This window comes from Chachezhania antarctica, from assembly GCF_003646465.1.
Classification (GTDB): domain Bacteria; phylum Pseudomonadota; class Alphaproteobacteria; order Rhodobacterales; family Rhodobacteraceae; genus Chachezhania; species Chachezhania antarctica.
This window is the reverse complement of the sequence record NZ_QZEX01000004.1, coordinates 240976-266242: the sequence shown is the minus strand read 5'-3', so window position 1 is coordinate 266242 and position 25267 is coordinate 240976. Positions and strand designations below refer to the sequence as shown.

The 25267-nt window shown below is 65.6% G+C and carries 21 protein-coding genes and 1 pseudogene; 13 read left to right on the top strand and 9 right to left on the bottom strand.

Annotated elements, in window-relative coordinates; all coding sequences use genetic code 11:
- The first annotated feature begins 200 nt into the window (after window positions 1-200).
- Window positions 201-1844: a CTP synthase gene (locus D4754_RS10285; RefSeq protein ID WP_121063150.1), complete on the top strand. Its 1644-nt coding sequence runs from the start codon at window positions 201-203 to the stop codon at window positions 1842-1844.
- A 204-nt stretch (window positions 1845-2048) separates the two neighbouring features.
- Window positions 2049-3167 carry a tRNA 2-selenouridine(34) synthase MnmH gene (gene mnmH / locus D4754_RS10280; RefSeq protein ID WP_121063148.1) on the top strand — a complete coding sequence of 373 codons (1119 nt, stop codon included), beginning with the start codon at window positions 2049-2051 and terminating at the stop codon, window positions 3165-3167.
- Here mnmH and selD read toward each other — a convergent pair.
- The 3 genes from selD to D4754_RS10265 all read right to left on the bottom strand — a co-directional run bounded on the left by selD (window position 3107) and on the right by D4754_RS10265 (window position 7642).
- Window positions 3107-5266 (bottom strand): selenide, water dikinase SelD, encoded by a 2160-nt coding sequence (selD, locus tag D4754_RS10275; protein WP_121063146.1) that lies wholly within the window; start codon window positions 5264-5266, stop codon window positions 3107-3109. The two genes, mnmH and selD, sit on opposite strands and share 61 nt — an antisense overlap.
- Window positions 5267-5324: 58 nt before the next feature.
- Entirely contained in the window at window positions 5325-5990 is a 666-nt protein-coding gene (locus D4754_RS10270) for an SOS response-associated peptidase (RefSeq protein WP_121063144.1), read from the bottom strand.
- A 95-nt stretch (window positions 5991-6085) separates the two neighbouring features.
- Window positions 6086-7642 carry a bifunctional metallophosphatase/5'-nucleotidase gene (locus D4754_RS10265; RefSeq protein WP_121063142.1) on the bottom strand — a complete coding sequence of 519 codons (1557 nt, stop codon included), beginning with the start codon at window positions 7640-7642 and terminating at the stop codon, window positions 6086-6088.
- 126 nt (window positions 7643-7768) lie between these two features.
- On the opposite strand from D4754_RS10265, the gene D4754_RS10260 reads away from it, so the two are divergent.
- Both D4754_RS10260 and D4754_RS10255 read left to right on the top strand, forming a co-directional pair.
- On the top strand, window positions 7769-8107 hold the full coding sequence (locus D4754_RS10260) for a DUF952 domain-containing protein (protein WP_121063411.1): 339 nt from the start codon (window positions 7769-7771) through the stop codon (window positions 8105-8107).
- 13 nt (window positions 8108-8120) lie between these two features.
- Window positions 8121-9176, top strand: a complete 1056-nt coding sequence (locus tag D4754_RS10255) for a quinone-dependent dihydroorotate dehydrogenase (RefSeq protein ID WP_420837207.1) — start codon at window positions 8121-8123, stop codon at window positions 9174-9176.
- Between the two features lie 2 nt (window positions 9177-9178).
- Here the strand turns inward: D4754_RS10255 and D4754_RS10250 are convergent, their stop codons facing one another.
- The 3 genes and pseudogenes from D4754_RS10250 to D4754_RS10240 form a co-directional block, all read right to left on the bottom strand.
- Window positions 9179-10606, bottom strand: a complete 1428-nt coding sequence (locus D4754_RS10250; RefSeq protein WP_121063138.1) for an MATE family efflux transporter — start codon at window positions 10604-10606, stop codon at window positions 9179-9181.
- A 94-nt stretch (window positions 10607-10700) separates the two neighbouring features.
- Window positions 10701-11195: pseudogene (locus tag D4754_RS10245) on the bottom strand (PaaI family thioesterase); the annotation flags it as partial.
- A complete protein-coding gene (locus D4754_RS10240) occupies window positions 11192-11554 on the bottom strand; it encodes a PaaI family thioesterase (RefSeq protein WP_121063409.1) in 363 nt (120 codons plus the stop codon). The pseudogene D4754_RS10245 and the gene D4754_RS10240, both read right to left, overlap by 4 nt.
- A gap of 248 nt (window positions 11555-11802) precedes the next feature.
- On the opposite strand from D4754_RS10240, the gene D4754_RS10235 reads away from it, so the two are divergent.
- The 7 genes from D4754_RS10235 to D4754_RS10205 all read left to right on the top strand — a co-directional run bounded on the left by D4754_RS10235 (window position 11803) and on the right by D4754_RS10205 (window position 19737).
- Window positions 11803-12183 carry a MerR family transcriptional regulator gene (locus D4754_RS10235; protein WP_121063134.1) on the top strand — a complete coding sequence of 127 codons (381 nt, stop codon included), beginning with the start codon at window positions 11803-11805 and terminating at the stop codon, window positions 12181-12183.
- A 287-nt stretch (window positions 12184-12470) separates the two neighbouring features.
- Window positions 12471-12869 carry a MerR family transcriptional regulator gene (locus D4754_RS10230; RefSeq protein ID WP_121063407.1) on the top strand — a complete coding sequence of 133 codons (399 nt, stop codon included), beginning with the start codon at window positions 12471-12473 and terminating at the stop codon, window positions 12867-12869.
- Between the two features lie 131 nt (window positions 12870-13000).
- On the top strand, window positions 13001-14782 hold the full coding sequence (locus D4754_RS10225; RefSeq protein ID WP_121063131.1) for an acyl-CoA dehydrogenase C-terminal domain-containing protein: 1782 nt from the start codon (window positions 13001-13003) through the stop codon (window positions 14780-14782).
- Between the two features lie 301 nt (window positions 14783-15083).
- Window positions 15084-15722, top strand: a complete 639-nt coding sequence (locus D4754_RS10220) for a glutathione S-transferase family protein (protein ID WP_121063130.1) — start codon at window positions 15084-15086, stop codon at window positions 15720-15722.
- A 60-nt stretch (window positions 15723-15782) separates the two neighbouring features.
- Window positions 15783-16994 (top strand): acetyl-CoA C-acetyltransferase, encoded by a 1212-nt coding sequence (locus D4754_RS10215; RefSeq protein ID WP_121063128.1) that lies wholly within the window; start codon window positions 15783-15785, stop codon window positions 16992-16994.
- Entirely contained in the window at window positions 16994-17464 is a 471-nt protein-coding gene (locus tag D4754_RS10210; RefSeq protein WP_121063126.1) for a cupin domain-containing protein, read from the top strand. Before D4754_RS10215 ends, D4754_RS10210 begins: the two co-directional genes overlap by 1 nt.
- Before the next feature lie 71 nt (window positions 17465-17535).
- Window positions 17536-19737 carry a 3-hydroxyacyl-CoA dehydrogenase NAD-binding domain-containing protein gene (locus tag D4754_RS10205; RefSeq protein WP_121063124.1) on the top strand — a complete coding sequence of 734 codons (2202 nt, stop codon included), beginning with the start codon at window positions 17536-17538 and terminating at the stop codon, window positions 19735-19737.
- A 223-nt stretch (window positions 19738-19960) separates the two neighbouring features.
- On the opposite strand, the gene D4754_RS10200 is transcribed toward D4754_RS10205, so the two are convergent.
- Window positions 19961-20608 (bottom strand): sulfotransferase family 2 domain-containing protein, encoded by a 648-nt coding sequence (locus D4754_RS10200; RefSeq protein ID WP_121063122.1) that lies wholly within the window; start codon window positions 20606-20608, stop codon window positions 19961-19963.
- 118 nt (window positions 20609-20726) lie between these two features.
- On the opposite strand from D4754_RS10200, the gene D4754_RS10195 reads away from it, so the two are divergent.
- Window positions 20727-22352 (top strand): AMP-binding protein, encoded by a 1626-nt coding sequence (locus D4754_RS10195; RefSeq protein ID WP_121063120.1) that lies wholly within the window; start codon window positions 20727-20729, stop codon window positions 22350-22352.
- A 199-nt stretch (window positions 22353-22551) separates the two neighbouring features.
- Window positions 22552-23571: a hypothetical protein gene (locus D4754_RS10190; protein ID WP_121063119.1), complete on the top strand. Its 1020-nt coding sequence runs from the start codon at window positions 22552-22554 to the stop codon at window positions 23569-23571.
- Between the two features lie 21 nt (window positions 23572-23592).
- On the opposite strand, the gene D4754_RS23940 is transcribed toward D4754_RS10190, so the two are convergent.
- Window positions 23593-24498, bottom strand: coding sequence for a hypothetical protein (locus D4754_RS23940; RefSeq protein ID WP_205589614.1), 906 nt, complete (start codon window positions 24496-24498; stop codon window positions 23593-23595).
- A 95-nt stretch (window positions 24499-24593) separates the two neighbouring features.
- The gene (gene upp / locus D4754_RS10175; protein ID WP_121063113.1) at window positions 24594-25226 is read right to left on the bottom strand and encodes a uracil phosphoribosyltransferase; all 633 of its coding nucleotides are present in this window, start codon (window positions 25224-25226) and stop codon (window positions 24594-24596) included.
- Window positions 25227-25267 lie beyond the last annotated feature (41 nt).

Sequence of the window (25267 nt, the reverse complement as noted above, 5' to 3'; positions counted from 1 at the left end):
GCGCTCCGTTCCCGGTATTGTCCCCGTTTGGCACAAGGTCTTGCCGGTCTCCGAAAAAGCACAACATCATCTAGCGGTTTGCTTGCAATAGCCTACCGAATCCGCTACTAGTGAAGTCCCGTGACCAGGTGAAATTTTCGCCGGGATTTCGATCCATTTGCACGCCTTCGGGCGCTCATCACGGGAGGTCTCCGACCGACATGGCGCGTTATATCTTCATCACCGGCGGTGTGGTGTCTTCGCTTGGCAAGGGTCTTGCCTCGGCCGCTCTGGGCGCCCTTCTGCAGGCCCGCGGCTTTTCCGTCCGGCTTCGCAAACTCGACCCTTATCTGAACGTCGATCCCGGCACGATGAGCCCGTTCGAGCATGGCGAGGTCTTCGTGACCGACGATGGCGCGGAAACCGATCTGGACCTTGGCCACTACGAACGTTTCACCGGCGTGGCCGCGCGCAAGACCGACAGCGTGTCCTCCGGCCGGATCTATTCCAACGTGCTGGAGAAGGAACGCCGCGGCGACTACCTGGGCAAGACGATCCAGGTGATCCCCCACGTCACGAACGAGATCAAGGACTTCATCCATATCGGTGAGGACGAGGTCGATTTCATGCTGTGCGAGATCGGCGGCACGGTGGGCGACATCGAGGGCCTGCCCTTTTTCGAAGCCATCCGCCAGTTCAGCCAGGACATGCCGCGCGGCCAGTGCATCTTCATGCACCTGACGCTTCTGCCGTTCATCCGCGCCTCGGGCGAATTGAAGACGAAACCCACCCAGCACTCGGTCAAGGAGCTCCGCTCCATCGGCATCGCGCCTGATGTTCTCGTGTGCCGGTCCGAAGGGCCGATCCCGCAGAAAGAGCGCGAGAAGCTGGCGCTGTTCTGCAACGTGCGCCCCGACAGCGTGATCACGGCCCGCGATCTGGATTCGATCTACGAGGCGCCGCTGGCCTATCACCGCGAAGGGCTGGACCAGGCCGTGCTGGATGCGTTCGGGATCACCCCTGCCCCTGCCCCGCGGCTGGATATCTGGCGTGACGTGGCTTTCCGGATCAATAACCCGGAAGGCGAAATCAACGTTGCGGTCGTGGGCAAGTACACGCAGCTGGAAGACGCCTACAAATCCATTGCCGAGGCGCTGACCCATGGCGGCATCGCCAACCGGGTGAAGGTAAAGACGCAATGGGTGGATGCCGAGCTGTTCGAACGCGAAGACCCGGCGGCGCACCTTTCGGGCTTCCACGCGATCCTGGTCCCCGGTGGCTTCGGCGAACGTGGGACCGAAGGCAAGATCCGCGCGGCCCAGTTCGCGCGGGAGCATGACGTGCCCTACATGGGCATCTGCCTGGGCATGCAGATGGCGGTGATCGAGGCCGCGCGGAACCTCGCTGGGCTGGAGAATGCCGGCTCGGAGGAATTCGACCACGAGGCGGGCGAGAAACGGTTCGAACCGGTCGTCTATCACCTGAAGGAATGGATCCAGGGCAACCACAAGGTCGAACGCAAGGTCGATGACGACAAGGGCGGCACGATGCGCCTTGGGGCCTACGATGCCATCCTGGCCGAAGGCAGCCGCGTGGCGCAGATTTACGGATCGACCAAGATCGAGGAACGCCACCGCCATCGTTACGAGGTCGACAATCGCTACCGCGAGGCGCTGGAAGGCGTAGGGCTGAAGTTCTCGGGCATGAGCCCGGATGGCCGTCTGCCCGAGATCGTGGAATGGTCCGATCACCCGTGGTTCGTGGGCGTGCAGTTCCATCCCGAGCTGAAGTCGAAACCCTTCGCGCCGCATCCGCTGTTTGCCGATTTCGTGCGCGCGGCGAAGGAAACGTCGCGGCTGGTCTGAGGCCGGTCTTACGGGCGGTGCGTGCAGAGCACGCACCCTACGGCAGCCGGAACGGATAAGCCTGGAGCGACGGCAGGTTCGCGCCGGACCCGAGGCGGGTGGGTCGCGCGCGAACGGGATCCCGAGTGATCCAGAAAAGCTGGCATCAACCGTCCTTCCTCCAAGCACGCTTCACCGTCCGGTTGAAATCCGCTATCCATCCCCATGGCCCTGACATACGACACCCTCGCCGATCTGCTGAACCACGGCTACGACACCGTCATCGACGTGCGCAGCCCGGCGGAGTTTGCCGAGGATCACGTGCCCGGCGCCATCAACCTCCCCGCGCTGGATAATGATGAACGCGCGCGGGTCGGGACGATCTACAAGCAGGACAGCCCCTTCAAGGCCCGCAAGCTGGGCGCCGCGCTGGTCTTCCGCAATGTCGCCCGCCATATCGAAGATACGCTCAGCCATCATGATGGCGGCTGGCGGCCGCTGGTCTACTGCTGGCGAGGCGGGCAGCGGTCGGGCACCTTCGCGTGGACGCTGAAGGAGATCGGCTGGCGGTCGGACACCGTCGCGGGCGGCTATCGCAGCTTCCGGCGGCTGGTCCATGCCATGCTGTACGAGACCGAACTGCCCCACCGACTGGTGGCGCTCGATGGCTATACCGGCACCGCCAAGACGGATCTGTTGCACCGGCTGCGCACCCGCGGGGTGCAGGTGCTTGATCTGGAAGGCCTCGCCAATCACCGCGGATCTGTGCTGGGCGGGATGGGGGACCAACCGACCCAGAAATGGTTCGAGACGGGGCTGTCATCCACCCTCTCCGGGTTCGACCCGGCCCGGCCGGTCGTCGTCGAAGCGGAATCGAGCAAGATCGGATCGCGCATCGTCCCGCCCGCCATCTGGGAGGCGATGAAAATCGCCCCACGGATCGAAGTGGAAGCCCCGGTCGATGAACGGGTGACCTACCTGACCCGCGTCTACGACGACATACTGTCGGACACCGACCGTCTGCACGAGGTTCTCCCGCCCCTGATCGCCCATCGCGGGCGCGAGGTTGTCGAAGGCTGGTTGCAACTGATCGATGCGGGCGACAAGCAAGGCTTCACGCGCGCCATCGTGGATCAGCATTACGATCCGTCCTACCAGAAGTCGCGCCGCGCCATCGACGCGCATGTCGCGGCCCGGGTGCAGGCCAGAACGCTTGACGATGCCGGACTGGACAAAGCTGCAGCCGATATCGAGAAGGTGATGGAACAGATCGACCTGTCAGGTCAAACGACAGACACGCCCGGCGGCCCGTCCACCAAACGCCCGATCCGCGCAGCGGAATAGCCTGCCGCTCTCAACTTTTCGACCAACCCATCCGCCGCGCCCGCGTCCATCGCGGCCAGAAGCCCGCCAGAGGTCTGCGGATCGAAGAGCAGCGCCGCCGGCCCCGTGTCCGGCAGATCCGGCACCAGCGCGCGGTTTTCCGGGTAGATGGACGACCGTATGCCTTGGGCGGACAACTCCGCCGCGCCGTCCATCATCGGCACGCTGTCCAGCGTGATCTCTCCCGCGACGCCGCTTGCCTCGCAGATGTTCAACAGGTGGCCGGCCAGCCCGAAACCGGTCACGTCCGTCATCGCATGCGCGCCGGACAGCACCGCAGCCGCGGCCCCCTGCCCCTGGCACATCCAGTCCCACGCGGCGAGCACATGGGCGCCGTCCGCCGCGCCCTCCATCTCGGCCGCCATCAGGGTACCGGAGCCGATTGGCTTGGTCAGGATCAGTGCATCCCCGGCCCGCCCCCCGGCCAGCGTAATCGGCGCAGCATCGCACAGGCCCGTCACCGTGAAACCCACGGTCAGTTCATCGCCGACAGAGGTATGGCCGCCCACGATATCGGCCCCCGCCTCGCCCATCACGGCTCGCGCCGCTGCCATGATCTCGGCCAGTGTGCGGGCTTGCAGGGCGTCCGACAGGCGCGGCAGCACGATGGTGGCCAGCGCCGCCTGCGGGGACGCGCCCATGGCCCAGATGTCGCCCAGCGCGTGATGGGCGGCGATGCGGGCCATCAGGACGGGGTCCTCGGTCAGGGCGCGCAGATGGTCCGCGCTGATGACCTGACGCGCGCCACCCGTCCGCAACAGCGCCGCGTCATCGCCCGGCAGGGGTTCGATGTCCGTTCGTTGCAGCGTACCCGCGGGCCCAAGTGCCGACTGAAGCGCGCGCCGGCCCACCTTGGCGCCGCAGCCGCCGCAAAGCGGGCGTTCGCCCAGTGCGTCGTCCACGCCATCGGCGCGCAGCCGGGGGAGCGCGGGTGCGGGCATCTTCGGCAGGTCGCGGAACTTGTCCATGAACCGCTGGTCGATCCCGTCCTTCCAGCGCCAGATCAGTTTCCCGTGCAGAACATGGCCGAACTTCTCTCCCAGCGCTGCCTTTCGGCCCAGAGAGATCAGTTTCAGGTAATCGCCCTGCGGCTTATAGGGTTTCAACTCCTTTCCCGTCAGCATCGCGCGGATGTTGTGGACTAGCACCGGGGCCTGCCGCACGGCATAGACGCCAGCCTTGGGCCGGGGCGACCATGACAGGTGAGCGCAATCGCCCGTGGCGAAGATGGTCGGGTCAGAGGACTGAAGCGTCGGGCCGACCGAGACGAAACCGTCGTGCAGATCCAGCCCGGTTTCCTTCAGCCAGTCATAGGGTCGTGCCCCGGCAGCGCCGGTGATGAAATCGGCCTCGATGCTCTGTCCATCGGTCAAGTGGATCGCGCCATGTTCGACGCGGTCGATGGGGCTGTCGGCGCGCACCGCGACTCCTGCGTCCTGTAGTTCCCTCATGAGAACGTCGCGTGCCCTTGTGCCCAAGCCATCCAGCGGGCGGGCGGCGTCTATCAGCGTCAGGTCGCCTTCCCGTCCGCGCTGGCGGAGGGCGTGGGACATGGCCAGCGCCAGCTCCGCCCCCGCCACGCCGCCACCGATGATGGCGACGCGGGCCGGGCCGGTGCCGTTCAGGAACGCCGCCCAGCGTTCGGCGAAGGGGCCCAGCGGCTTGGCAGGCATGGCGTGACCGGCGAAACCCGGCAGGTCGGGCATGGCGGAGGTAATGCCGATGTCGATGGAACAGATGTCGTACGCCACCGGTGGCCGTCCGGGAACGAGAACTGTCCGCGCTGCAAGATCCAACCCTTCGGCCGCGCCCACCACCACGCGCGCTCCGGCGAAACGGGCCAGCCGGACAAGGTCGATATCCAGCGCGGACCTATCGTAATGGCCTGCAACGTGACCCGGCAGCATGCCAGAATAGGGCGCGGTGGGGCCGGGGTTGATCACCGTCACCCGCGCGCCGGGGAGCGGGTTCATCCCCCACATGCGCAGGAACAGCGCGTGGGTGTGCCCGCCTCCGATCAGGACGATGTCGCGGGTCTGGGGAAGGGACGCCTGTTTCATCCCGCCGTTCTAACCGGCCCGCCCGTCACGGCAACGCAGGAATCGCCGCGCGGCCCGATCACGCTTCGGCTAGCGGTTCGACCAGATGCGCGCCGTGAGCCCGGTTCGAATTCACTTCCGGATCGACACGGTAGGCATCGAGGATGCCCGTTGCCCCCGGCTGCATCAGCTTGGCCGCGCCATGCCCGGCCTCTCCCAGCCACAATGGCCAGTCGGCGGGCTCCAGGATCAACGGCATCCGCTTGTGGATATGGCCGATGTCATCGTTCGCCCCGGTGGTGACGATGGCGCAGGTGGGGGCCGGATCATCGCGGCCCCAGTCCTGCCAGATCCCGGCAAAGACCATCGGCGCGCCATCCTTGCGGTGAATGTACCACGGCAAGCGCTTGCCCTCCTCCGTCTTGGTCCATTCGTAGAAACCGGTCCCAACGATCAGGCAGCGCCGTTCCCGGCAGGCACTGCGGAAGGCGGGCTTTTCGGCCAGTGTTTCGGCGCGCGCGTTGATCAGCAGCGGACCGTCGGTGGGCGTCTTGTACCAGTGCGGGATGAAGCCCCAGCGCATGGGCAGAAGCTGGCGGTCAGTGTCGCCACTGCGCACGACATGTACGTCGTTGGTCGGGCAGACGTTGTAGTTGGGTACGTCGGGCAGCGCATTGGCGGGACGCGCCTCGAAAAGCTGCGCCATCGCATCGCTGGGCAAGGTGACTGCAAACCGTCCGCACATGGGCGGCAACCTAGCGCGGCGCATGCGCAAGGGCCAGAGCCCGGCGCGAACACCCCGCGCCGATGGACGCAGGGTGCAGGATTTTGAAGGGGCCGTTACTTCTTGACGATCCGTCCGTCGGTGTAGGGCGTATAAGGCGCGTTGGTGGCCAGAAACTCCGCCGTCACATCGGCCAGGTCGGGGCCGTAATCGTAGGCGTTCTCGGCATCGACGAACATCTTGTAGCCATCGCCGCCGCCCCGGACATAGTTGTTCGAGACCACGCCATAGAGCTTGTCCATCTCGATGGGCGCACCGCCGACCGTCACGTCGCTGATGCGGCTGCCGACCTCGGCCGTGGGATCGAAGGCAAAGCTCATCCCCGCCACCTGCGGGAAGCGGCCCGCGCCGTCTTCATACTGGCTGACACCGTTTTCCAGCGCGGCCACGACGGTTTCCCCGGTCACCTGGAAGGTCGACAACGTGTTCTGGAAGGGCAGTACCGTCAGCACCTCGCCCATCGTTACCGGCCCCGCGTCGATCGAGGCGCGCAGCCCGCCGCCGTTTGTAATCGCGATCTCGATGCCCTGGTCCTTCACCCGGTCCAGCATCGCATCAGTCACGAGGTTGCCCATCGCGCATTCCTCGGCCCGGCACGAGCCGCGCTCACCGTCGATGGGTTCGGCCGTTTCGGCCACGACTTTCGACCGGATCTCCTCAAGCGGCTTCGCAGCCTCGGCGATGCGGTCGACGGTCGGCGTGTCCTCGGTCACGGCGGCGTCCATCAGCAGCGGCTGGCCTGCGGCCTCGCTGATCTTGCCGTCATCGTCGAAGGTCACGTTCAGCTCGCCCAGGTACTTGCCATAGGCATAGGCCTGCACGATGGCGGTATCGCCCACCATCGTCGGGTACGGGCCCTTGGCGCCCTCCATGTCGCCCAGCAGCGAGTTGTCGTGCCCGCCGACGATCACGTCCACCCCGATGGTTCCCGCGGCGACGGCCTTGTCGACGTTATAGCCGGAATGGGAGAGCACGACGATCTTGTTCACGCCTTCAGCGGTCAGCTTGTCGACCTCGCCCTGCACGGCGGCGACGGGATCGGAGAAGGTGATGTTCGGGCCGGGGCTGGCCAGTTCATCGGTGTCCTGCGGTGTCAGACCGATCAGGCCGATCTTCTCGCCATTCTTCTCGATCACCGTCGATTTCATCAACTTGCCCGCCAGCGCCGGCTCGGCGCTGACATCGGCGTTCGACATCAGGACAGGGAAATCCACCGCCTCCATGAAACCGGCCAGCACTTCGGGGCCGTCATCGAATTCGTGGTTGCCCACGGTCATCCCGTCATAGCCCAGCGTGTTCATCATCTCGGCGGCAAGCTTGCCCTTGTAGTAGGTGTAGAACAGCGTGCCCTGGAACTGGTCGCCCCCGTCGACAAGGATGGAATTGCCGGCCCGTTCGCGCGCGTCGTTGATTGCCGAGACCAGCCGGGCCGATCCGCCGAAGCATTCGCCCGCGGTGTTGTCCTCGGCCGAACAGCCGCTGTCGTACTTGCTGATCGGTTCGAACCGGGAATGGAAATCGTTGGTATGCAGAATCGTCAGTTCGTAGTCGGCGGCGGCGGCCCCGGCGGTCAGGGCAAGTGCCGCGGTGGACAGGAAAAATCGGGCAAACATGGAAGCGCTCCCTAATGGATGATCGCGCAATGCTGTGCCGGACCCGGCGCTTTGTCAAAGCTTCTCGCACGGACACGCCGCCGCTTTCGGCTTGCGCCGCGTGGCGGGACGCGGCATCGAAGCATCATGCTGATCTACAAGATTTTCCGTGCCGACGAATGGGCGGCCTTCGATGCCTCCGGCGAGACGCTGGGCGCACCGATCGATCTGGCCGACGGGTTCGTGCATTTCTCGACCGCCGAACAGTCGGCCGAGACCGCCGCGAAGCATTTCGCGGGCGAAGACGGGCTGATGCTGCTGGCCTGCGATACCGACCGTTTCGGCGATGCTCTGAAATGGGAAGTCTCGCGCGGCGGGGCCGAGTTCCCGCATCTCTACGCGCCCTTGCGGCGCGAAGATGTCCTTTGGGCAAAGCCCCTGCCGCTGGACACCAACGGGCACCGCTTCCCCGACGGGGTGGAATAGGCACGTGGCCGGGCTGTTCGAAAAACTGGGCATGGCCGCGCTTCAGCGGATGGACCCGGAACAGGCCCATGGCATGGCCCTGGCCGCGCTGCGGATGGGCATGGCGCCGTTGCCCGGCGTGGTGACGACCGACAGGTTGCGCACGCAAGTGGCCGGGCTCGACCTGCCCAATCCGGTCGGTCTTGCCGCCGGGTTCGACAAGCACGCAACCGCGCTGGTGCCGCTGTCGCGCGCGGGCTTCGGCTTTGTCGAGGTGGGCGCCGTCACGCCCCGGCCGCAACCGGGCAACCCCCGACCGCGCCTCTTCCGCCTGACCGACGACGAGGCCGTGATCAACCGCTTCGGCTTCAACAGCGAAGGCATGGCCGCGGTCGCCCCGCGCCTGAAGGCGCGGAAGCGGTCCGCCGGGATCGTCGGCCTGAACCTTGGCGCGAACAAGGACAGCGCAGACCGGTCGGGCGATTTCGCGCAGGTGCTGACAGCCTGCGGGCCATATGTCGATTTCGTTACCGTCAACGTGTCGTCCCCCAACACCGAAAAGCTGCGCGATCTGCAGGGCAAGGACGCGCTCGACGCGCTGATGGCGCGGGTCATGTTTGCCCGCGAGGAACTGGGCCGGCCCCTGCCAGTCTTCCTGAAGATCGCCCCGGACCTGAACGACGAGGACATCGCCGACATTGCAGAGGTCGCCACGACCCGCGGTGTCGATGCGATTGTCGCGACCAACACGACGCTTTCCCGCGAGGGTTTGAAATGCCCTCAGGCGCAAGAGGCGGGCGGCCTGTCGGGCGCGCCGCTGTTCGAACTGTCGACGCAGGTCCTGGCCCGGCTTCATCTGGCGACCAAGGGGCAGATCCCCCTGATCGGCGTCGGCGGCATCGGCTCGGCCGCGGATGCCTATGCCAAGATCTGCGCCGGGGCGAGCGCCGTGCAGCTGTACTCCGCGCTGGTCTACAAGGGCCTGTCGCTGGTGACCGACATCGTTCGCGGGCTGGATACCTATCTGGAGCGCGACGGCTTCAAATCCGTGGCCGAGGCAACGGGTGTCGACCGGGACAAGTGGCTGTAGGCTCAGGCCGCCTTTCGGGCCGCCAAAGGCTCGTCCGCCTCCGCCTCCAATGCCGGGTACCGGGCGCCAAGGGTGGCGCCACGCGCAACGAGCGAAATCAGCAACGCGATCCACGGTCCATGCGCACCGAAGATCGGCACAAGGATCGCCGCCGCCACGGCGTAGATCGCGACGCTGATGATCATCATGTTGCGCAGATCCTTCGTGCGGGTCGCGCCGATGAAGATCCCGTCGAGCATCCACGCCGCCGTGCCCAGAACCGGCGCCATCATCATGTAGATCAGGAAGGTCCGCGCGCTTTCCCGCACCGGCTCCGACGTGGTCAGCAGGTCGATCAGGTGCCCCCCGCCCAGCGCAAAGGCCAGCGTCAGGGCCAGCCCGATCATCAACCCCCAGAAGCTGGTGATCAGGGCCGCACGGCGCAGCGTGGCCCGTTGCCGTGCGCCCAGGGCCTGGCCCACCAGCGCCTCGGCCGAGAAGGCGAAGCCGTCCATCGCGTAGGCGGTGATCATCAGGAATTGCAGCAGCACCTGGTTGGCGGCCAGCACGACATCGCCCATCCCCGCGGTGATGAACAGGAACGACACGAAGACTGCCTCCAGCAGCAGCGACCGGATCAGGATATCGGCGTTGATCAGCATCATGTGCTTCAGCCGCTGGGCATGGAACACGACGGGCCAGTTGTGCCAGTCGGGCATCCGGAACGCATCGCGGCAGAACCACAGGGCCAGCGCCACGCCCGTCCATTCCGACAGGAAGGTGGCAAATGCCACGCCTTCCACGCCCCAGCCCAGCCCCAGCACGAACCAGACGTCGAGCACCATGTTCAGCCCGTTCATCCAGACCTGGATCACAAGGATCGCCCGCGTCCGCTCCTGCGCGATCAGCCAACCGCTGATGCCGTACAGGGCAATGGCGGCAGGCGAGGACCAGATGCGGATGCTCATGTAGGACAGTGCAAGGCCTTCGACCTCGTCCGACGAGGGCGAGACCTGAAGTGCGGCCCAGAAGATCGGCACCTGCAGCGCGATCATCACCACGCCGGCGGCGGCCCCGATCAGGACGACCCGGGTCAGAAGCGCCGCGACCTCGGCCCGGTCATCGGCGCCCAGCGCCTGCCCCGTCAGCCCGACGGTGCCCATGCGCAGGAAGCCGAAGATCCAGTAGATCGTGGTCAGGATGATGGATCCGATGCCCACCGCCCCGATAGGTGCGGCCAGCCCCATCTGACCGATGACCCCGGTATCGACAAGGCCAAGGATCGGCACCGTCGCGTTCGACAACACAATCGGCAGCGCGATCTTCATCACGCGGGCATGGGTGATGTCGCCGGGCCCCCTGACCTTGGCGACCTCGTCCGGCGCGCCTGCCGGGGGCTGCGCGGACGGCACGTCCCGCGGCGCGGCGCCGTCGCTTCCGGGGTCAGTCATCCGTGCCGGACCCGCCCTGGCTTTTCGACGCTTCTTCCAGCTTGGCGAACAGGTTCGGCCGGTCGGCATCCGGCACGGACACGCTGGCCTGCGGCGGCATCAGGAAATGCCCCGTCGCCTGCGCGAACAGCCGCGCGCGATTGTCCTGCCACGCTTCGACATGCACCGACGCATAGCGTCGCCCCTGCCGGTTGATCCGCGCCCGCGCATAGGCATCGCGCGGCAGGCCGGACCGCAGGTAATCCACCGTGATGTCGATGGTCTTGGGCATCCGCGGCATGTCATCCGCGTTCAGGTTTTCCGGGTCGATGGCCCCGCTTTCGATATCGGCCCACAGATGCGACCAGCAGAGCGATATCGCCGCCGTCACCTCCAGAAACGCGGCCGTCGCACCTCCATGGAGTGCCGGCAGCCACGGGTTGCCGATCAGCCCGTCGCGGAAATGCAGAACGCCCGTCAACTCATCACCCCGGCGGTCGAAACTGATGCCAAGAAACTTGGTGTAAGGCACACTCTCCACAAGCGCCGCCAGCGCCGCGTCACGCCGTTGCTTGACCACCTGCACGGGTTCGGGGCGTTTCGCGCTCATGTCTTGGCCTCGATCGTGAAGGTGCCGGCCGCGGTGGCCACGGGGGTTTCGGTGTCGTCGTCATGGGCCGTTGCCCGCACGAAGGCCACCGACCGCGTGGCGTGATAGCAAGTCGCGCGGACCGTGATCTCCTGCCCCGGGGTGGCCGCGCGCAGATGGTCGATGCGCAGCCCGATCGTGGCCGTCCCGCCATGTCCGGCCGGATGGTTCAGCACCGCGGCGCCGCAGCAACTGTCCATCAGCGCCGAAAGCGCGCCGCCATGGATCACACCGGTTTTCGGATCGCCCACGAAGCGCGTGTCATAGGGCAGGCCCATCTCGGCCCAGCCCTCTCCGACGTCGATGAACCGCATGTTCATGTCGCTGCAATGGGCGATGGCGCCGATGTAGGTTTTGAAGAACTGTTCTTTGTCCACGGCGAAATCCTCCGCAATGCGGCCGGTTTGCGGTCTTTATGCGCGTCCGGCCCGCTGCCGGCAAGGCCGCCCGCCCGGCCGCGACGCCGCGTGAACCGGACCGATGTCAGGACCCTTGCTAATGTTGCAAGCCGCTTGTTGCACACCGGCGCATGAGGGCATAGGTTCCCGGCGAGACGGGAGGGATACGCATGTCGGACACGCGCCTGACGTTCAAGGAAATGTGCGCAGAGTTCGATGTGACCCCGCGCACGTTGCGCTATTACGAGTACATTGAGCTTCTGAGCCCGGACCGGGAGGGTCGGTCGCGCTACTACGGCGCGCGCGAACGGGTCCGGATGAAGCTCATCCTGCGGGGTCGCAAGTTCGGCTTCCAGCTTGAAGAGATCCGGCAATGGCTGGAGCTCTATGAAAAACAGGACAACCACGTCCAGGCGCAGGCCTTCCTTGAAATGGCCGACCGCCAGCTTGTGGCGCTGAACGAGCAGCGGGCCCAGATCGATGAAGCGATCGACGAACTGACTGCCACACGCGCCGAAATCGCCAAATCCGTGGCCTCCACCGACGCCTGACAAGTTTACGCGACGTAGGGGTTACGTAAACGTCAAGGATGTGGTTGAGTGCGCCGCAGTAGGAAGAAAGATTCGCGAGCTCTATGACTGAACGAACATTCACCTCACATGACTCTCACGACGCGGCCCTTCGTGACAGCGGCAGCGACGAGTCCGACATCGCCTCGATCCCGGGTTTCATGTCCCGGTCTTCTGCGCCTGCGCGCGGTGACGAGGACACCGACCGCCACATCCAGCGCGGTCCTCTCGGCAGCTACGACGACAGCCCCGACCTGCCCAGTGACCTGATGACCATCCGCGAAATGAGCGATGCGTTCGAGGTCACCCCCCGGACATTGCGCTTCTACGAGGCCAAGGAACTCCTGTTCCCGATCCGGGAAGGCCAGAAGCGGCTGTTCACCCGGCGCGACCGGGGCCGGCTCAAGCTGATCCTGCGCGGCAAGCGCTTCGGCTTCCGGCTGGAGGAAATCCGCCAGCTTCTGGAACTGTACCACATGGGCGACCAGCAGCTGACGCAGCTGTCGCATACCTGCCGGATCGCGGAAGACCGCCTGGCAGACATGGAACGGCAACGGGACGAGCTGGACCGGACGATCAACGATCTGAAGGAACAGCTGGCCTGGGGTCAGGGCATGGTTGAAACCCTGAAAGCCCAGCAGGCCGACGAACAAGACAGCGCCGCGTAAGCGGAGCCTGCCCTTTTTAGCACCTGAACAGACGTCGGGCCGTTGCGGCCCGGCGAACAGGGAATCATGTCGAGTCGCGGCCGCGAGCCTCTGCCGCCCCTCGCACAGCACATGTCACGGAGGAGTGACCCATGCCACGCTATATTGCCCCCACCAAGGACATCCAGTTCCTGCTGCACGACGTTCTGAACGTCTCTGAAGCCGAGATCCCGGGCTATGCCGATCTCGAGGCCGATTTCACCGGCGCGATCCTGGAAGAAGCCGGCAAGCTTGCCTCCGAAGTGCTTCAGCCTCTGAACACCACCGGCGACGTCGAAGGCTGCACGCTGGAAAACGGGGTCGTCCGCACGCCCACGGGCTTCAAGGACGCGTTCGAACAGATGAAGGCCGGCGGCTGGTCGGGCATCGACTTCCCCGAGGAATATGGCGGGCAGAACCTGCCGCAGGTCGTCTCCTCCGCTGTGGGCGAATTCTTCTCGGCCGCCAACCAGGCCTTCACGATGTACCAGGGCCTGACCCATGGGGCGGCCTCGGCCATCCTGGCACATGGGTCCGAAGACCAGAAGCAGACCTACCTGCCGAAGATGGTCGCCTGCGACTGGACCGGCACCATGAACCTGACCGAACCGCATTGCGGCACCGATCTGGGCATGATGCGCACCAAGGCGGAGCCGCAGGACGATGGCTCCTATTCGGTGACCGGGCAGAAGATCTTCATCTCGGCCGGCGAACACGACCTGGCCGACAACATCATCCATCTCGTGCTGGCCAAGATCCCCGGTGGCCCGGACGGCATCAAGGGCGTGTCGCTCTTCATCGTGCCGAAGTTCCTTGTGAACGAGGACGGCTCCCTGGGCGCGCGCAACGGCGTGAGCTGCGGCAAGCTGGAAGAGAAGATGGGCATTCACGGCAATGCCACCTGCGTGATGAACTACGACGGCGCCAAGGGCTGGCTCTTGGGCGAAGAGCACAAGGGCATGCGCGCGATGTTCACGATGATGAACGAAGCGCGTCTGGGCGTGGGCATGCAGGGCCTGGCACAGGCCGATGCGGCCTACCAGAACGCTGTCGATTACGCCAAGGACCGGCTGCAGGGCCGCGACGTGACGGGCGCGAAGAACCCGGACGGCCCGGCCGATCCGATCATCGTGCACCCCGACGTGCGCCGCGCGCTGATGGACCAGAAGAGCTTCGCCGAAGGCGCGCGGGCCTTCATTCTGTGGGGCGCCACGCTGATCGACAAGGCCCACCGCGCGGGCGACAAGGATGCCGACGGGCTGGTCTCGCTGATGACTCCGGTAATCAAGGGCTTCCTGACGGATCAGGGATACGACATGACCGTGAAGGCCCAGCAGATCTATGGCGGGCACGGCTACATCGAGGAATGGGGCATGTCGCAGTACACGCGCGACGCCCGTATCGCGATGATCTACGAAGGCGCGAACGGCGTTCAGGCGCTCGACCTCGTGGGCCGGAAACTGGCGCAGGACGGCGGCAAGCACGTGATGGCCTTCTTCGACCTGGTGAAGAATTTCATCAAGGAGAACGGCGGGTCGGACGACGCCTATGACAAGGAGTTCCTCGAACCCCTAAAAGCGGCCTCGAAGGATCTTCAGGCCGCGGGCATGTATTTCATGCAGAACGGCATGTCGAACCCGAACAACGCGCTCTCTGGCTCGAACGACTTCATGCACATGTTCGGCCATGTCTGCCTGGGCCTGATGTGGGCGCAGATCGGCAAGGCGGCGAAGGCCGCGCTGGCGGAAGGCACCGGCGATACCGAGTTTTTCGAGACGAAGCTGGCCACCGGGCGCTATTACATGGCCCGCCAGTTGCCCGCCACCGCGCTGCACCTGACGCGCATCCAGTCGGGCGCGGACACGGTGATGGCGCTGGACGCCGCCAACTTCTGATAGCGCGATATCCTTGCCGGCCGCAGGTCGCGGCCGGCGGGTGCCTCCGGCGGGAGTATTTGGAGAAAGAAGAAAGCCCTTGGGTCCACCCTGCTGCCGAAGCACGATCTCGCTTGGCGGCACTCGGCCAGGCAGCAGGGTTTCTCCTTTCACGGTCATCGGCGCTCCCGCCTGTACCGTAGTAAAATTAAGGCGCAGGTAACGTTAATGTTGGGTTATCAGAAGGGCACCTACGGGTTTTCTTCTTTCTGAAAATGCTCAAATCCAACGATTGCGACAGGTGCCTGGGAGGGCCAATTTCATGACCATCAAACTCTACTGTTTCGGCGAAAGCGGCCATTCCTACAAGGTCGCCCTAGGCCTGACGCTGGCCGGTGTCGAATGGGAGCCCGTGTTCGTCGATTTCTTCAACGGCGAGACCCGCAGCCCGGAGTACCGGTCGACCGTCAACGAGATGGGCGAAGTGCCGGTGATGGTCGATGGCGACGTGACGCTGACCCAGTCGGGTGTGATCCTGGATTACCTGGCCGAGAAGACCGGCAAGTTCGGCGGCAAGGACAAGGCAGAAGAGCGCGAGATCCTGCGCTGGGTCCTGTGGGACAACAACAAGTTCTCCGCCATGATCGGCCCTGCCCGCTTCGTCCAGAATTTCATTCCCGAGGACAAGCGATCACCCGACGTGATCGGATTCCTGAAGGGCCGCAATGCCGGCGCGTACCAGATCCTCGACAAGCACCTCGAAGGCCGCGACTGGATCGTGGGCGACGGGCTGACCGCGTCCGACCTGTCGTGCTGCTGCTACCTCTATTACCCCGAGCCCTTCGGGTTCGAGCGGGCCGATTACCCGAACATCGATGCCTGGCTGACGCGGATCTCGGATCTGCCCGGCTGGAAATCCCCTTATGACCTGATGCCCGGCAACCCTTCGGACCGGGTCTGACAGTGATCTGAATCGGGCCGCGTTTCCTCGCGGCGAACATTCGAAGAAAGGACGGACATCATGACCGACGCCTATATCTACGACGCCATCCGCTCGCCGCGGGGCAAGGGCCGCAAGGACGGTGCGCTGCACGAAGTGACTTCGCTGCGCCTGTCGGCCGAGATCCTGAACGCGCTGAAAGAGCGCAACAACCTCGACGGTCATGCCGTCGAAGACGTGATCTGGGGCAATGTCACCCAGGTCATGGAACAGGGCGGCTGCCTTGCGCGGTCGGCCGTGCTGGCATCAGATCTGGATGAATCCATCCCCGGGCTGGCCATCAACCGTTTCTGCGCCTCCGGCATGGAAGCCGTGAACCTGGCCGCGAACCAGGTGAAGGGCGGCGCCGGCAAGGCCTATATCGCCGGGGGCGTCGAGATGATGGGCCGCGTCGCCATGGGCTCGGACGGGGCGGCGATTGCCGTCGATCCGACCGTGGCCATGAAGACCTATTTCGTGCCGCAGGGCATTTCGGCCGATATCATCGCCACCGAATACGACATTACCCGCGATCAGGCCGATGCCTTCGCCGTGGAAAGCCAGCGCCGTGCCAAGAAGGCGTGGGACGAAGGCCGGTTCGCCAAGTCCGTCGTCACCATCCGCGACCAGAACGGCATCCCGATCCTGGACCATGACGAATACATGCGCCCCTCGACCGACATGCAAAGCCTTGGTTCGCTCAACCCGTCGTTCCAGATGATGGGCGAGCAGATGCCGGGCTTCGACAAGGTGGCGCTGCTGAAGTACCCGCATCTTGAGAAGATCAACCACATCCACCATGCCGGGAACTCGTCGGGCATCGTCGATGGCTCGGCCGCCGTGCTGATCGGCAACAAGGAATTCGGCGAGGAATACGGGCTGAAGCCCCGCGCGCGGATCCGGGCCACCGCCAAGATTGGCACCGATCCCACGATCATGCTGACGGGCCCCGTGCCCACGACCCAGAAGATCCTGGCGGAGTCGGGCATGAACTTCTCGGACATCGACCTGTTCGAGGTGAACGAGGCGTTCTCCTCGGTCGTGCTGCGGTTCCAGCAGGCGTTCGATGCCGACATGGACAAGGTCAACGTCAACGGCGGCGCCATCGCGATGGGCCACCCGCTGGGCGCGACCGGCGCCATGATCATCGGCACGCTGCTGGATGAGCTGGAGCGATCGGACAAGGAAACCGGGCTGGCGACGCTCTGCGTCGCGTCCGGCATGGGGGCCGCCACGATCATCGAGCGGGTCTGATGGGCAAGGTGGACCTTGGCGAAATCGAGGCCCGGACAGGCTCCCGCTACCCGGCGCGCTATGCGGCGGCGGTGGCGGAACGGTCTGTTCTGGGCGTCGGCGCGGCCGGGGGCATCACCCAGTTCGGGGCCAATATCGTCACGGTTCCGGCGGGAACCCAGTCTTCGCTGCGCCACTGGCACATGCGGCAGGACGAGTTCCTGATCGTGCTGACGGGCCAGATGGTTCTGATCATGGACGATGGCGAAACGCCGATGGGTCCGGGCGATTGCGCGGCCTTCCCCGCCGGGGTCGAGGACGGACATTGCCTGATCAACCGGTCGGACAGTGAGGCCACGTTCTTCGTCGTCGGCACCAACACCGCGACCGAGACTGTCCAATACTCCGACATCGACATGATGGTGGCGGACGTCGACGGCAAAGGCCGTTTCACGCGGAAGGACGGCAGCCCGATCGAGGATCCGGCCTGACGGCAGAATTTTCGCCGGGGCCAGTCCGGTCCCGGTTTCAGATTGAATTTCCCATGGAAGGGAGAGAGCACATGACCGATTTCACCATGCAGAAGGGCGACGACGGCGTCGCCGTGATCACCTGGGACGTCCCCGAAAAGTCGATGAACGTGATGAGCTTCGACGGCATGGCCGAGCTTGATGGCTGTGTCGACGACGCTCTGGCCGACGAGGCCGTGAAAGGCATCGTCATCACGTCCGGCAAGGATGGCAGCTTTGCCGGGGGGATGGACCTGAACCAGCTGGGCCGCGCAAGCGAACTGGCCGGCGACAACCCGGCGCAGGGCCTGTTCGACGCGATCATGGGCATGCACAAGGTGCTGCGGAAAATCGAACTGGCGGGGATGGATCCGAAATCCAAGAAGGGCGGTAAGCCGGTTGCGGCCGTCCTGCCCGGCACGGCGGCGGGCATCGGGTTCGAACTACCGCTGGCCTGTCACCGGATCTTCGTGGCCGACAATCCCAAGGCCCGTATCGGGCTGCCGGAAGTGCTGGTGGGGCTTTTCCCCGGCGCGGGCGGCACGACGCGGCTGGTGCGGAAGCTGGGGGCGATGGGCGCCTCTGAATACCTGCTGCAAGGCAAGATGCTTGCGCCCGAGAAGGCGAAGAAGGCCGGTCTGATCGACGAGGTGTCGGACGATCCGATGGCGGCGGCCAAGGCGTGGGTCTTGGAGGCGAAGGACGCCGATCTGGTCAAACCGTGGGACGCGAAGGGCTACAAGATGCCCGGCGGCGCGCCCTATCACCCGGCAGGTTTCATGACCTTCGTCGGCGCGGGCGCCATGGTGCACGGTCAGACGCAGGGCGCCTACCCGGCCCCCAAGGCACTGCTGTCGGCCGTCTATGAAGGCGCGCTCGTCGATTTCGACACCGCACTGCGGATCGAGGCACGCTGGTTCACCAACGTGCTGATGAACCCGTCCTCGGGCGCGATGGTGCGGTCCCTTTTCGTCAACAAGGAAGCGCTGGAGAAGGGCGCGGTGCGGCCTGAAGGCGTGGCCGACCAGCGCGTGAAGAAGCTGGGCGTTCTGGGCGCGGGCATGATGGGCGCGGGCATCGCGCTGGTGTCGGCCCAGGCGGGCATGGACGTCGTGCTGGTCGACCGGGATCAGGACGCGGCGGACCGCGGCAAGGCCTATTCCGAGACCTACATGGACAAGGGCATCAAGCGCGGGAAAGCCACGGAAGAGAAGAAGGCGGCGCTTCTGTCGAAGATCAACGCCACGCCCGATCTGGACGCGCTGAAGGACTGCGACCTGATCATCGAGGCTGTGTTCGAAGACACGTCCGTCAAGGCCGAGATGACCAAGAAGGTCGAGGCGATCATCCCCGAGGACTGCATCTTCGCCTCCAACACCTCGACCCTGCCGATCACCGGTCTGGCCAAGGCATCGGTGCGGCCCGAGCAGTTCATCGGCATCCACTTCTTCTCGCCCGTCGAGAAGATGGCGCTGGTCGAGATCATCAAGGGCAAGGAAACCGGGGACCGGGCCGTGGCCAAGGCGCTGGATTACGTGCGCCAGATCCGCAAGACGCCCATCGTGGTCAACGACGAACGCTTCTTCTACGCCAACCGCTGCATCATTCCCTACGTGAACGAAGGCGCACGGATGGTGACGGAAGGGGTCGCGCCGCAGATGATCGACCACGCGGCCGCCCAGCTGGGCTTCCCCGTGGGGCCGCTGCAACTGACGGACGAGACCTCGATCGAGCTGGGTGCCAAGATCGCGCGGGCGACGAAAGAGGCGATGGGCAACGCGTACCCTGCATCGCCCGTCGATGACCTGCTGTTCTGGATGGAAGACCTGGGCCGTCTGGGCCGCAAGTCGAACGCCGGGTTTTTCAACTACGACGAAAAGGGCAAGCGGCTGGATTACTGGAAGGGCATCCAGGACAAGTTCCCGGAAGCCGAGGACCAGCCCGAGCTGATCGACGTGCAGCACCGGCTGATGTTCTCCCAGGTGCTGGAAGCGGTGCGGGCGCTGGAAGAAGGCGTGCTGATGGACATCCGCGAAGGCGATGTGGGCGCGATCCTGGGCTGGGGCTTCGCGCCGTGGTCGGGCGGACCCTTCGCCTGGCTCGACATCCTTGGCGCGGCTTACGCGGCCGAGCGCTGCGATCAGCTGACCGAAGCCTATGGCGAGCGCTTCGCCTGTCCCGCGCTCCTGCGCGAAATGGCCGAGAAAGGCCAGACCTTCTACGGCCGGTTCGGCGGAATGGCCGAGGCGGCGTAAGACCGGCGGCGGTGCGTGCACAGCACGCACCCTACCGTTTGAGACTATCGGGTTGGGCGGGGGTTTCCCCGCCCTTCTTGCGTCCGGAGGGAACGTGTTGGCCGGATCATGGGGCGCTGCCCCCGCCCGGCCCTGCGGGGCGGCCTCCCCCGAGGTATTTGGAGACCAAGAAATCAGGGCGTTTCGCACATACTGCCGTAGGGTGCGTGGTTTCCACGCACCATCACCCGAAGCCGTAGCCGAACCGGGCGATATCGACCGCGCAGGCCTCGGAGACAGCCGCCGCCGACCGATCCGAATGATATTGCCGGAAATCCGGCGCGCGGTCAGACGCGTTTTCGCGCGGCAGGCCCAGCCGGAACCCGAGATGCGCCCAGAGCGGGGCGGCGTCTTCCTCGAGATGTTCGATCCGGATGCAGGCCGTGCATTGCTCCGTCCCGTCCGCGCGCGTCATATAGCGGGCCGCGGGCGTGTGCCGGAGCGATGCGAGCGTAGCCGGGTGGCAGACGAAGTCCTCGAATGTGAGCTCCTTGGCGAGAGCCACGGCAGCATGATCGAAGCTCTGAACCCGCAGCCAGTGATAGTAGCTCACCACCCGGTCCCAAGGGTTACGCACCAGCGTGAACGCGAACAGTTGCTCCAGCTCCCCCTCTGCCAGCAGCCCGTCGATATCCGCCAGCGTGGAATGCTTCCACAGCCGCCCGGACGTCTGCACTCCCTTCAGCCGCCCCTTCCGACGCTTCGCCTTGGGTGTGTCGCCGATCAGGATGTCGTCCTTCATGGCGCGGCTTTCCAGCGCCAGCGCAAGCGACGTGCCGCCGGTTTTCGGAATATGGACGAAGACGTAGCCGCGACCGGGAGAGATGATCATGACCGGGACACTAGCCGTGCGCCCTGCCCGCCACCAGACGAGAGCCGCTTTTCATTGCCCTGCCCCCGTCGCATAGTTGCGCCGGTATTTCACGTCCAAGTCATGAGGAGAGGTCCCGATGGGGTGGTTGGCCGACGAAACCGGACTGGAGCGCAACAAGGCGAACTACGTGCCGCTGACACCGCTTTCGGCACTGCAGCGCGCGGCGCATGTCTTTGCCGGGGAAACCGCCGTCGTCTACGGCAAACACCGCAAGACCTATGCCGAATACTATGACCGCTGCACCCGCGCCGCCTCGGCCCTCGCCGCGATGGGGGTGACGCCGGGCGATGTCGTGGCCACGATCCTGCCCAACATCCCCGCCCAGGCAGAGGCGCATTTCGCCGTCCCGGCGGCCGGCGCGGTGCTGAACACGATCAACACGCGGCTCGATGTGGGGACCGTGGCCTATATCCTCGACCATGGCGGCGCGAAGGTCCTGCTGGTCGACAGCCAGTTCCTGACCCTGGCCGAGGCCGCCATCGACGCGATGGAAGGCGACGCGCCGCTGATCATCGAAGTGGCGGACATGCAGGCCGGTTTCCCCGCCAGCGGGCGTTATCCGGAGTACGAAACCGTGATCGGCAATGCCGCGCATGATTTCGACTGGATCCTGCCGGAAGACGAATGGGAATCGATCGCGCTCAACTATACCTCGGGCACGACGGGGCGGCCCAAGGGGGTCGTCTACCACCACCGCGGCGCGTATCTGAACGCGATGGGCCAGGTGATCTCGTGGCGGATGCAGCTCAGGCCCACCTACCTGACCATCGTGCCGCTGTTCCACTGCAACGGCTGGTGCCACACATGGCTGATGCCCATGGTCGGCGGCACGCTGGTCTGCTGCCGCGACATCACCGCACCCGCGATCTTCGACGCCATCGCGGACGAGGGCGTGACCCATTTCGGCGGCGCGCCCATCGTGCTGAACATGCTGGTCAACGCGCCGGAAGAGGAACGCCGCGCCTTCGACCACGTGGTCGAGGTCTTCACTGCCGGTGCACCGCCCGCGCCCGCGACGCTGGCCAAGATCGAACCGATGGGCTTTCACATCACCCAGGTCTACGGGCTGACCGAAACCTACGGGCCCGCGACCGAATGCATGTGGGGCCATCAATGGGCGCATCTGGAAGGCGACGACCGGGCGAAGATCAAGTCGCGCCAGGGCGTGGCCATGCCCCAGTTCGAACATGTCACCGTCACGGACGCCGAACTGACCCAGACACCGATGGACGGCCGCGTGCAGGGCGAAATCATGATCCGCGGCAACGCGGTGATGAAGGGCTACCTGAAGAACCCCGACGCCACGGCCGAAGCCTTCGCCGGTGGGTACTTCCATTCCGGCGACATCGCCGTCCAGCATCCCGACGGCTACATCCAGATCGCCGACCGCGCCAAGGACATCATCATCTCGGGGGGCGAGAACATCTCTTCGGTCGAGATCGAGGGCGTGCTGATGAACCACCCCGACGTGCTGCTCGCCGCGGTGGTTGCCAAGCCAGACGACAGATGGGGCGAGGTGCCCTGCGCCTTCGTCGAACTGAAAGCCGGAGCGGAAACCGACGAAGCCGCGCTCATCGCCTTCGCGCGGACGACGCTGGCCGGGTTCAAGACCCCCAAAGCCGTGGTCTTCCAGGAGCTTCCCAAGACATCCACCGGCAAGATCCAGAAGTTCGAGCTCAGGAAAACCGCGGCAAAGCTCTGACCGCCGTCCGCGCCTGCGGATCGTCCGTGCCCGGTGCCGGTGCGTCGGATCCTGAAAGGATCCGGCGCGGGTGGGTGGGCGGGCCGGCCCGGGCGCGGACGATCCGCAGGCGCGGAACGCATTCCCGCACGCTGGGGATTTGCCGCCCCCCGCTTCCCCTGCTAACTAGAAAGAAAACTCAAGAGAGCAGCACCACCCCATGACGGCGCTGAAGCGTTACGACCGGCTCGAGGCCAGCGGCCTCTGGCGTCCCGATGCCTCATCGCAGCGGCGCGAGGTCGTGGTGTCGCTGGGCGATGCCACGCTCACCATCACCGACATGCGCGACCGGGTCCTGTCGCACTGGTCGCTGGCCGCGATCGAACGGCGCAATCCCGGCACCCTGCCCGCGCTTTTCGGCCCGGACGGAGATCCGGGCGAAACGCTCGAACTCGACGGCGGCGAGGTCCAGATGATCGAGGCGCTGGAGCGCATCCGCAACTCCATTCGCCGCACCCGCCCGCGGCAGGGGCGCGTGCGGGTACTGATCGCCGGTGGCACGACGCTGCTGATCGTCTCGCTGCTTCTGTTCTGGGCACCCGGCGCGCTGCGGCGCTATGCGCTTGAAGTCGTACCGCCCGTTACCCGCGTCGAAATCGGCGAGGCGTTGCTGGGCCAGGTCACCCGGCTGTCGGGGCCGGTCTGCGCCTCGGCCAAGCCGAAGGGCAGCCCCCTGCAGCGCACAATTCGCGCGCTCAACCAGCTTGCCCAGCGTACCTCCACCCCTCAGCTCGTGGTCCTGACGGACCTGCCACGGCCCAGCATGCACCTGCCCGGCGGGCTCGTGGCGCTCGACAGCCGCCTGACCGCCCCCAGCGAGGATCCCGCCGTGGCCGCGGGCTATGTCCTGCAGGAGCGTGTTCTGGCCGCCCAGACCGACCCGCTGGACCGTCTGCTGCGGCAGGCCGGGCCCTATGCCTCGTTCACGCTGGTCACACGCGGTACGGTGCCGGCCCGCGCGCTGGCGCGCCATGCCGAACGTCTGCTGAAATCGCCCTCGGCCAATCCCGACCCGGAGCTATTGGCCGCGGCCTTCGCCGATGCAGATGTGCCGACCGCGCCCTTCATCGCCGCCGCCGCGCCCGATCAGGCACCGAACCTGCCCCGGACCGATAACGGCAGCGCAGTGATTGCCGATCAGGATTGGGTGCAGCTTCAGACTCATTGCCCGGTGTCGTGACGCCCCGCACCGCGGGACGCCTCAACGGCGGGCGTTGATCTCGGGGAAAGGCTGTCCGGCGTCGTCGCGGGGCGTCCGGACGCCGGGTGGTTCCGCCTCCACCCTGACAACGGGCGGCGTTTGCGTCGGCGTCACGAGCTTGCGCGGAACCGTATCCGTCCAGACCTGATCGGTGGCCGCGTTCTGCGCGTCGGACCGTCCGCCGCGGTACCGGTTCAGACGGTCGTCGTCCCATGTCGCCTCGTACCCTCTTGGCGGCGCGGTCACGGGCTGGATCCGCGCGGTCGCAAGGGATTTCTCGGCCCGGCGCGGGTTCAGGCGGTCATCGGTCCAGACACGTTCATAGCCCCGGGGCACCGGCACGTTGACCGATTTCTGTCGCTCCTGCCAGACATGCAGGGGCAACACGCGGGTGTTGGGTGGAAACGACGACCTGTCCCGTACCACGTCCCCGCCTTGCGTTCCGGAAAGGGTCAATGGGCGCATCGGGGCGGCAGGCGCGGGTGTCCGGGATGGGACGGCTGCAACAGGTGCCACGGTGCGCGGCACAGGCGCGGCAACCGGCGCTGGGACGGGCGCGGGCGGCGTCGAGGGCGGAACCGCGGTGGGCGAAATCACGATCTGGCGGCCGCGTGGGCGTGGCGGCGGCGTCGCGGTGGCGCCCGCGACACGGGTCGGCTGGTAGCCGCAAAGCTGCCTGCGCTCCCGCGTGACCCTTGGAACCCACGTCACGTAGTCCGACATCCCGGCACGGATGAAGACGCAGCCCTTGCTGTCGACATACTGGGTTCCACGATAGGAGGCCGGAGGGTACTCGGCCGGGGTCGGCGCGTCGCGCAGGACCTGCGCCGGCAGCTCGGGCGCCAAGGCTATCACCCCGGCCATTGCCAGACCCAGACCGGCGACGAAAGATCTTGCCAAACGCATCCCGTACCCCGCAAATTCCGGCCCCATCCTGCCCGATGGCCCGGCGCACGTAAAGAAATCCGGCCTCTCGGCCCCGTTTCCTGCGGCGGACGTGCCTATTTCGTCCCGAACATCCGGTCGCCGGCATCGCCCAGACCGGGCAGGATATAGCCCGCCTCGTTCAGTCCACGATCCACGGATGCGGTCACGATCCGGACGTCGGGATGCGCCTCCTGCATCCGCGCGATGCCTTCGGGGGCGGCCAGCAGGCACAGGAACCGCAGATCGGTGGCCCCGGCTTCCTTCAGCTTGTCGATGGCGGCAGCCGATGAATTGCCCGTGGCCAGCATCGGATCGACGACGATGACCAGCCGGTCTTCCAGTTCGTCCGGAACCTTGAAGTAGTATTCGACCGGTTGCAGCGTTTCTTCGTCACGATACAGGCCAACGAACCCGACGCGCGCCGACGGCACCAGTTCCAGCACGCCGTCCAGCATCCCGTTCCCGGCCCGCAGGATCGACACCAGCGCCAGCTTCTTGCCCGCCAGTGTCGGCGCGTCCATGTCCATCATCGGTGTCTCGACCAGGGTCGAGGTCATCGGCAGTTCGCGCGTGATCTCGTAGGCCATCAGCAGCGTGATCTCCCGCAAGAGCCGCCGGAATTCCGACGTCGGCGTATGCTTGTCGCGCATCAGCGAAAGCTTGTGCTGGACAAGGGGATGATCGACGACAGTCACCATTTCGGACATGGGGCAGCTCCGGTTTACGATTGACGGTCAGTATTCTGTTA

Coding starts and splice junctions, on each gene's coding strand:
- D4754_RS10285 (WP_121063150.1), top strand. CDS start 201: ATGGCGCGTTATATCTTCATCACCGGCGGTGTGGTGTCTTCGCTTGGC.
- mnmH (WP_121063148.1), top strand. CDS start 2,049: ATGGCCCTGACATACGACACCCTCGCCGATCTGCTGAACCACGGCTAC.
- selD (WP_121063146.1), bottom strand. CDS start 5,266: ATGAAACAGGCGTCCCTTCCCCAGACCCGCGACATCGTCCTGATCGGA.
- D4754_RS10270 (WP_121063144.1), bottom strand. CDS start 5,990: ATGTGCGGACGGTTTGCAGTCACCTTGCCCAGCGATGCGATGGCGCAG.
- D4754_RS10265 (WP_121063142.1), bottom strand. CDS start 7,642: ATGTTTGCCCGATTTTTCCTGTCCACCGCGGCACTTGCCCTGACCGCC.
- D4754_RS10260 (WP_121063411.1), top strand. CDS start 7,769: ATGCTGATCTACAAGATTTTCCGTGCCGACGAATGGGCGGCCTTCGAT.
- D4754_RS10250 (WP_121063138.1), bottom strand. CDS start 10,606: ATGACTGACCCCGGAAGCGACGGCGCCGCGCCGCGGGACGTGCCGTCC.
- D4754_RS10240 (WP_121063409.1), bottom strand. CDS start 11,554: ATGAACATGCGGTTCATCGACGTCGGAGAGGGCTGGGCCGAGATGGGC.
- D4754_RS10235 (WP_121063134.1), top strand. CDS start 11,803: ATGTCGGACACGCGCCTGACGTTCAAGGAAATGTGCGCAGAGTTCGAT.
- D4754_RS10230 (WP_121063407.1), top strand. CDS start 12,471: ATGACCATCCGCGAAATGAGCGATGCGTTCGAGGTCACCCCCCGGACA.
- D4754_RS10225 (WP_121063131.1), top strand. CDS start 13,001: ATGCCACGCTATATTGCCCCCACCAAGGACATCCAGTTCCTGCTGCAC.
- D4754_RS10220 (WP_121063130.1), top strand. CDS start 15,084: ATGACCATCAAACTCTACTGTTTCGGCGAAAGCGGCCATTCCTACAAG.
- D4754_RS10215 (WP_121063128.1), top strand. CDS start 15,783: ATGACCGACGCCTATATCTACGACGCCATCCGCTCGCCGCGGGGCAAG.
- D4754_RS10210 (WP_121063126.1), top strand. CDS start 16,994: ATGGGCAAGGTGGACCTTGGCGAAATCGAGGCCCGGACAGGCTCCCGC.
- D4754_RS10205 (WP_121063124.1), top strand. CDS start 17,536: ATGACCGATTTCACCATGCAGAAGGGCGACGACGGCGTCGCCGTGATC.
- D4754_RS10200 (WP_121063122.1), bottom strand. CDS start 20,608: ATGATCATCTCTCCCGGTCGCGGCTACGTCTTCGTCCATATTCCGAAA.
- D4754_RS10195 (WP_121063120.1), top strand. CDS start 20,727: ATGGGGTGGTTGGCCGACGAAACCGGACTGGAGCGCAACAAGGCGAAC.
- D4754_RS10190 (WP_121063119.1), top strand. CDS start 22,552: ATGACGGCGCTGAAGCGTTACGACCGGCTCGAGGCCAGCGGCCTCTGG.
- D4754_RS23940 (WP_205589614.1), bottom strand. CDS start 24,498: ATGCGTTTGGCAAGATCTTTCGTCGCCGGTCTGGGTCTGGCAATGGCC.
- upp (WP_121063113.1), bottom strand. CDS start 25,226: ATGTCCGAAATGGTGACTGTCGTCGATCATCCCCTTGTCCAGCACAAG.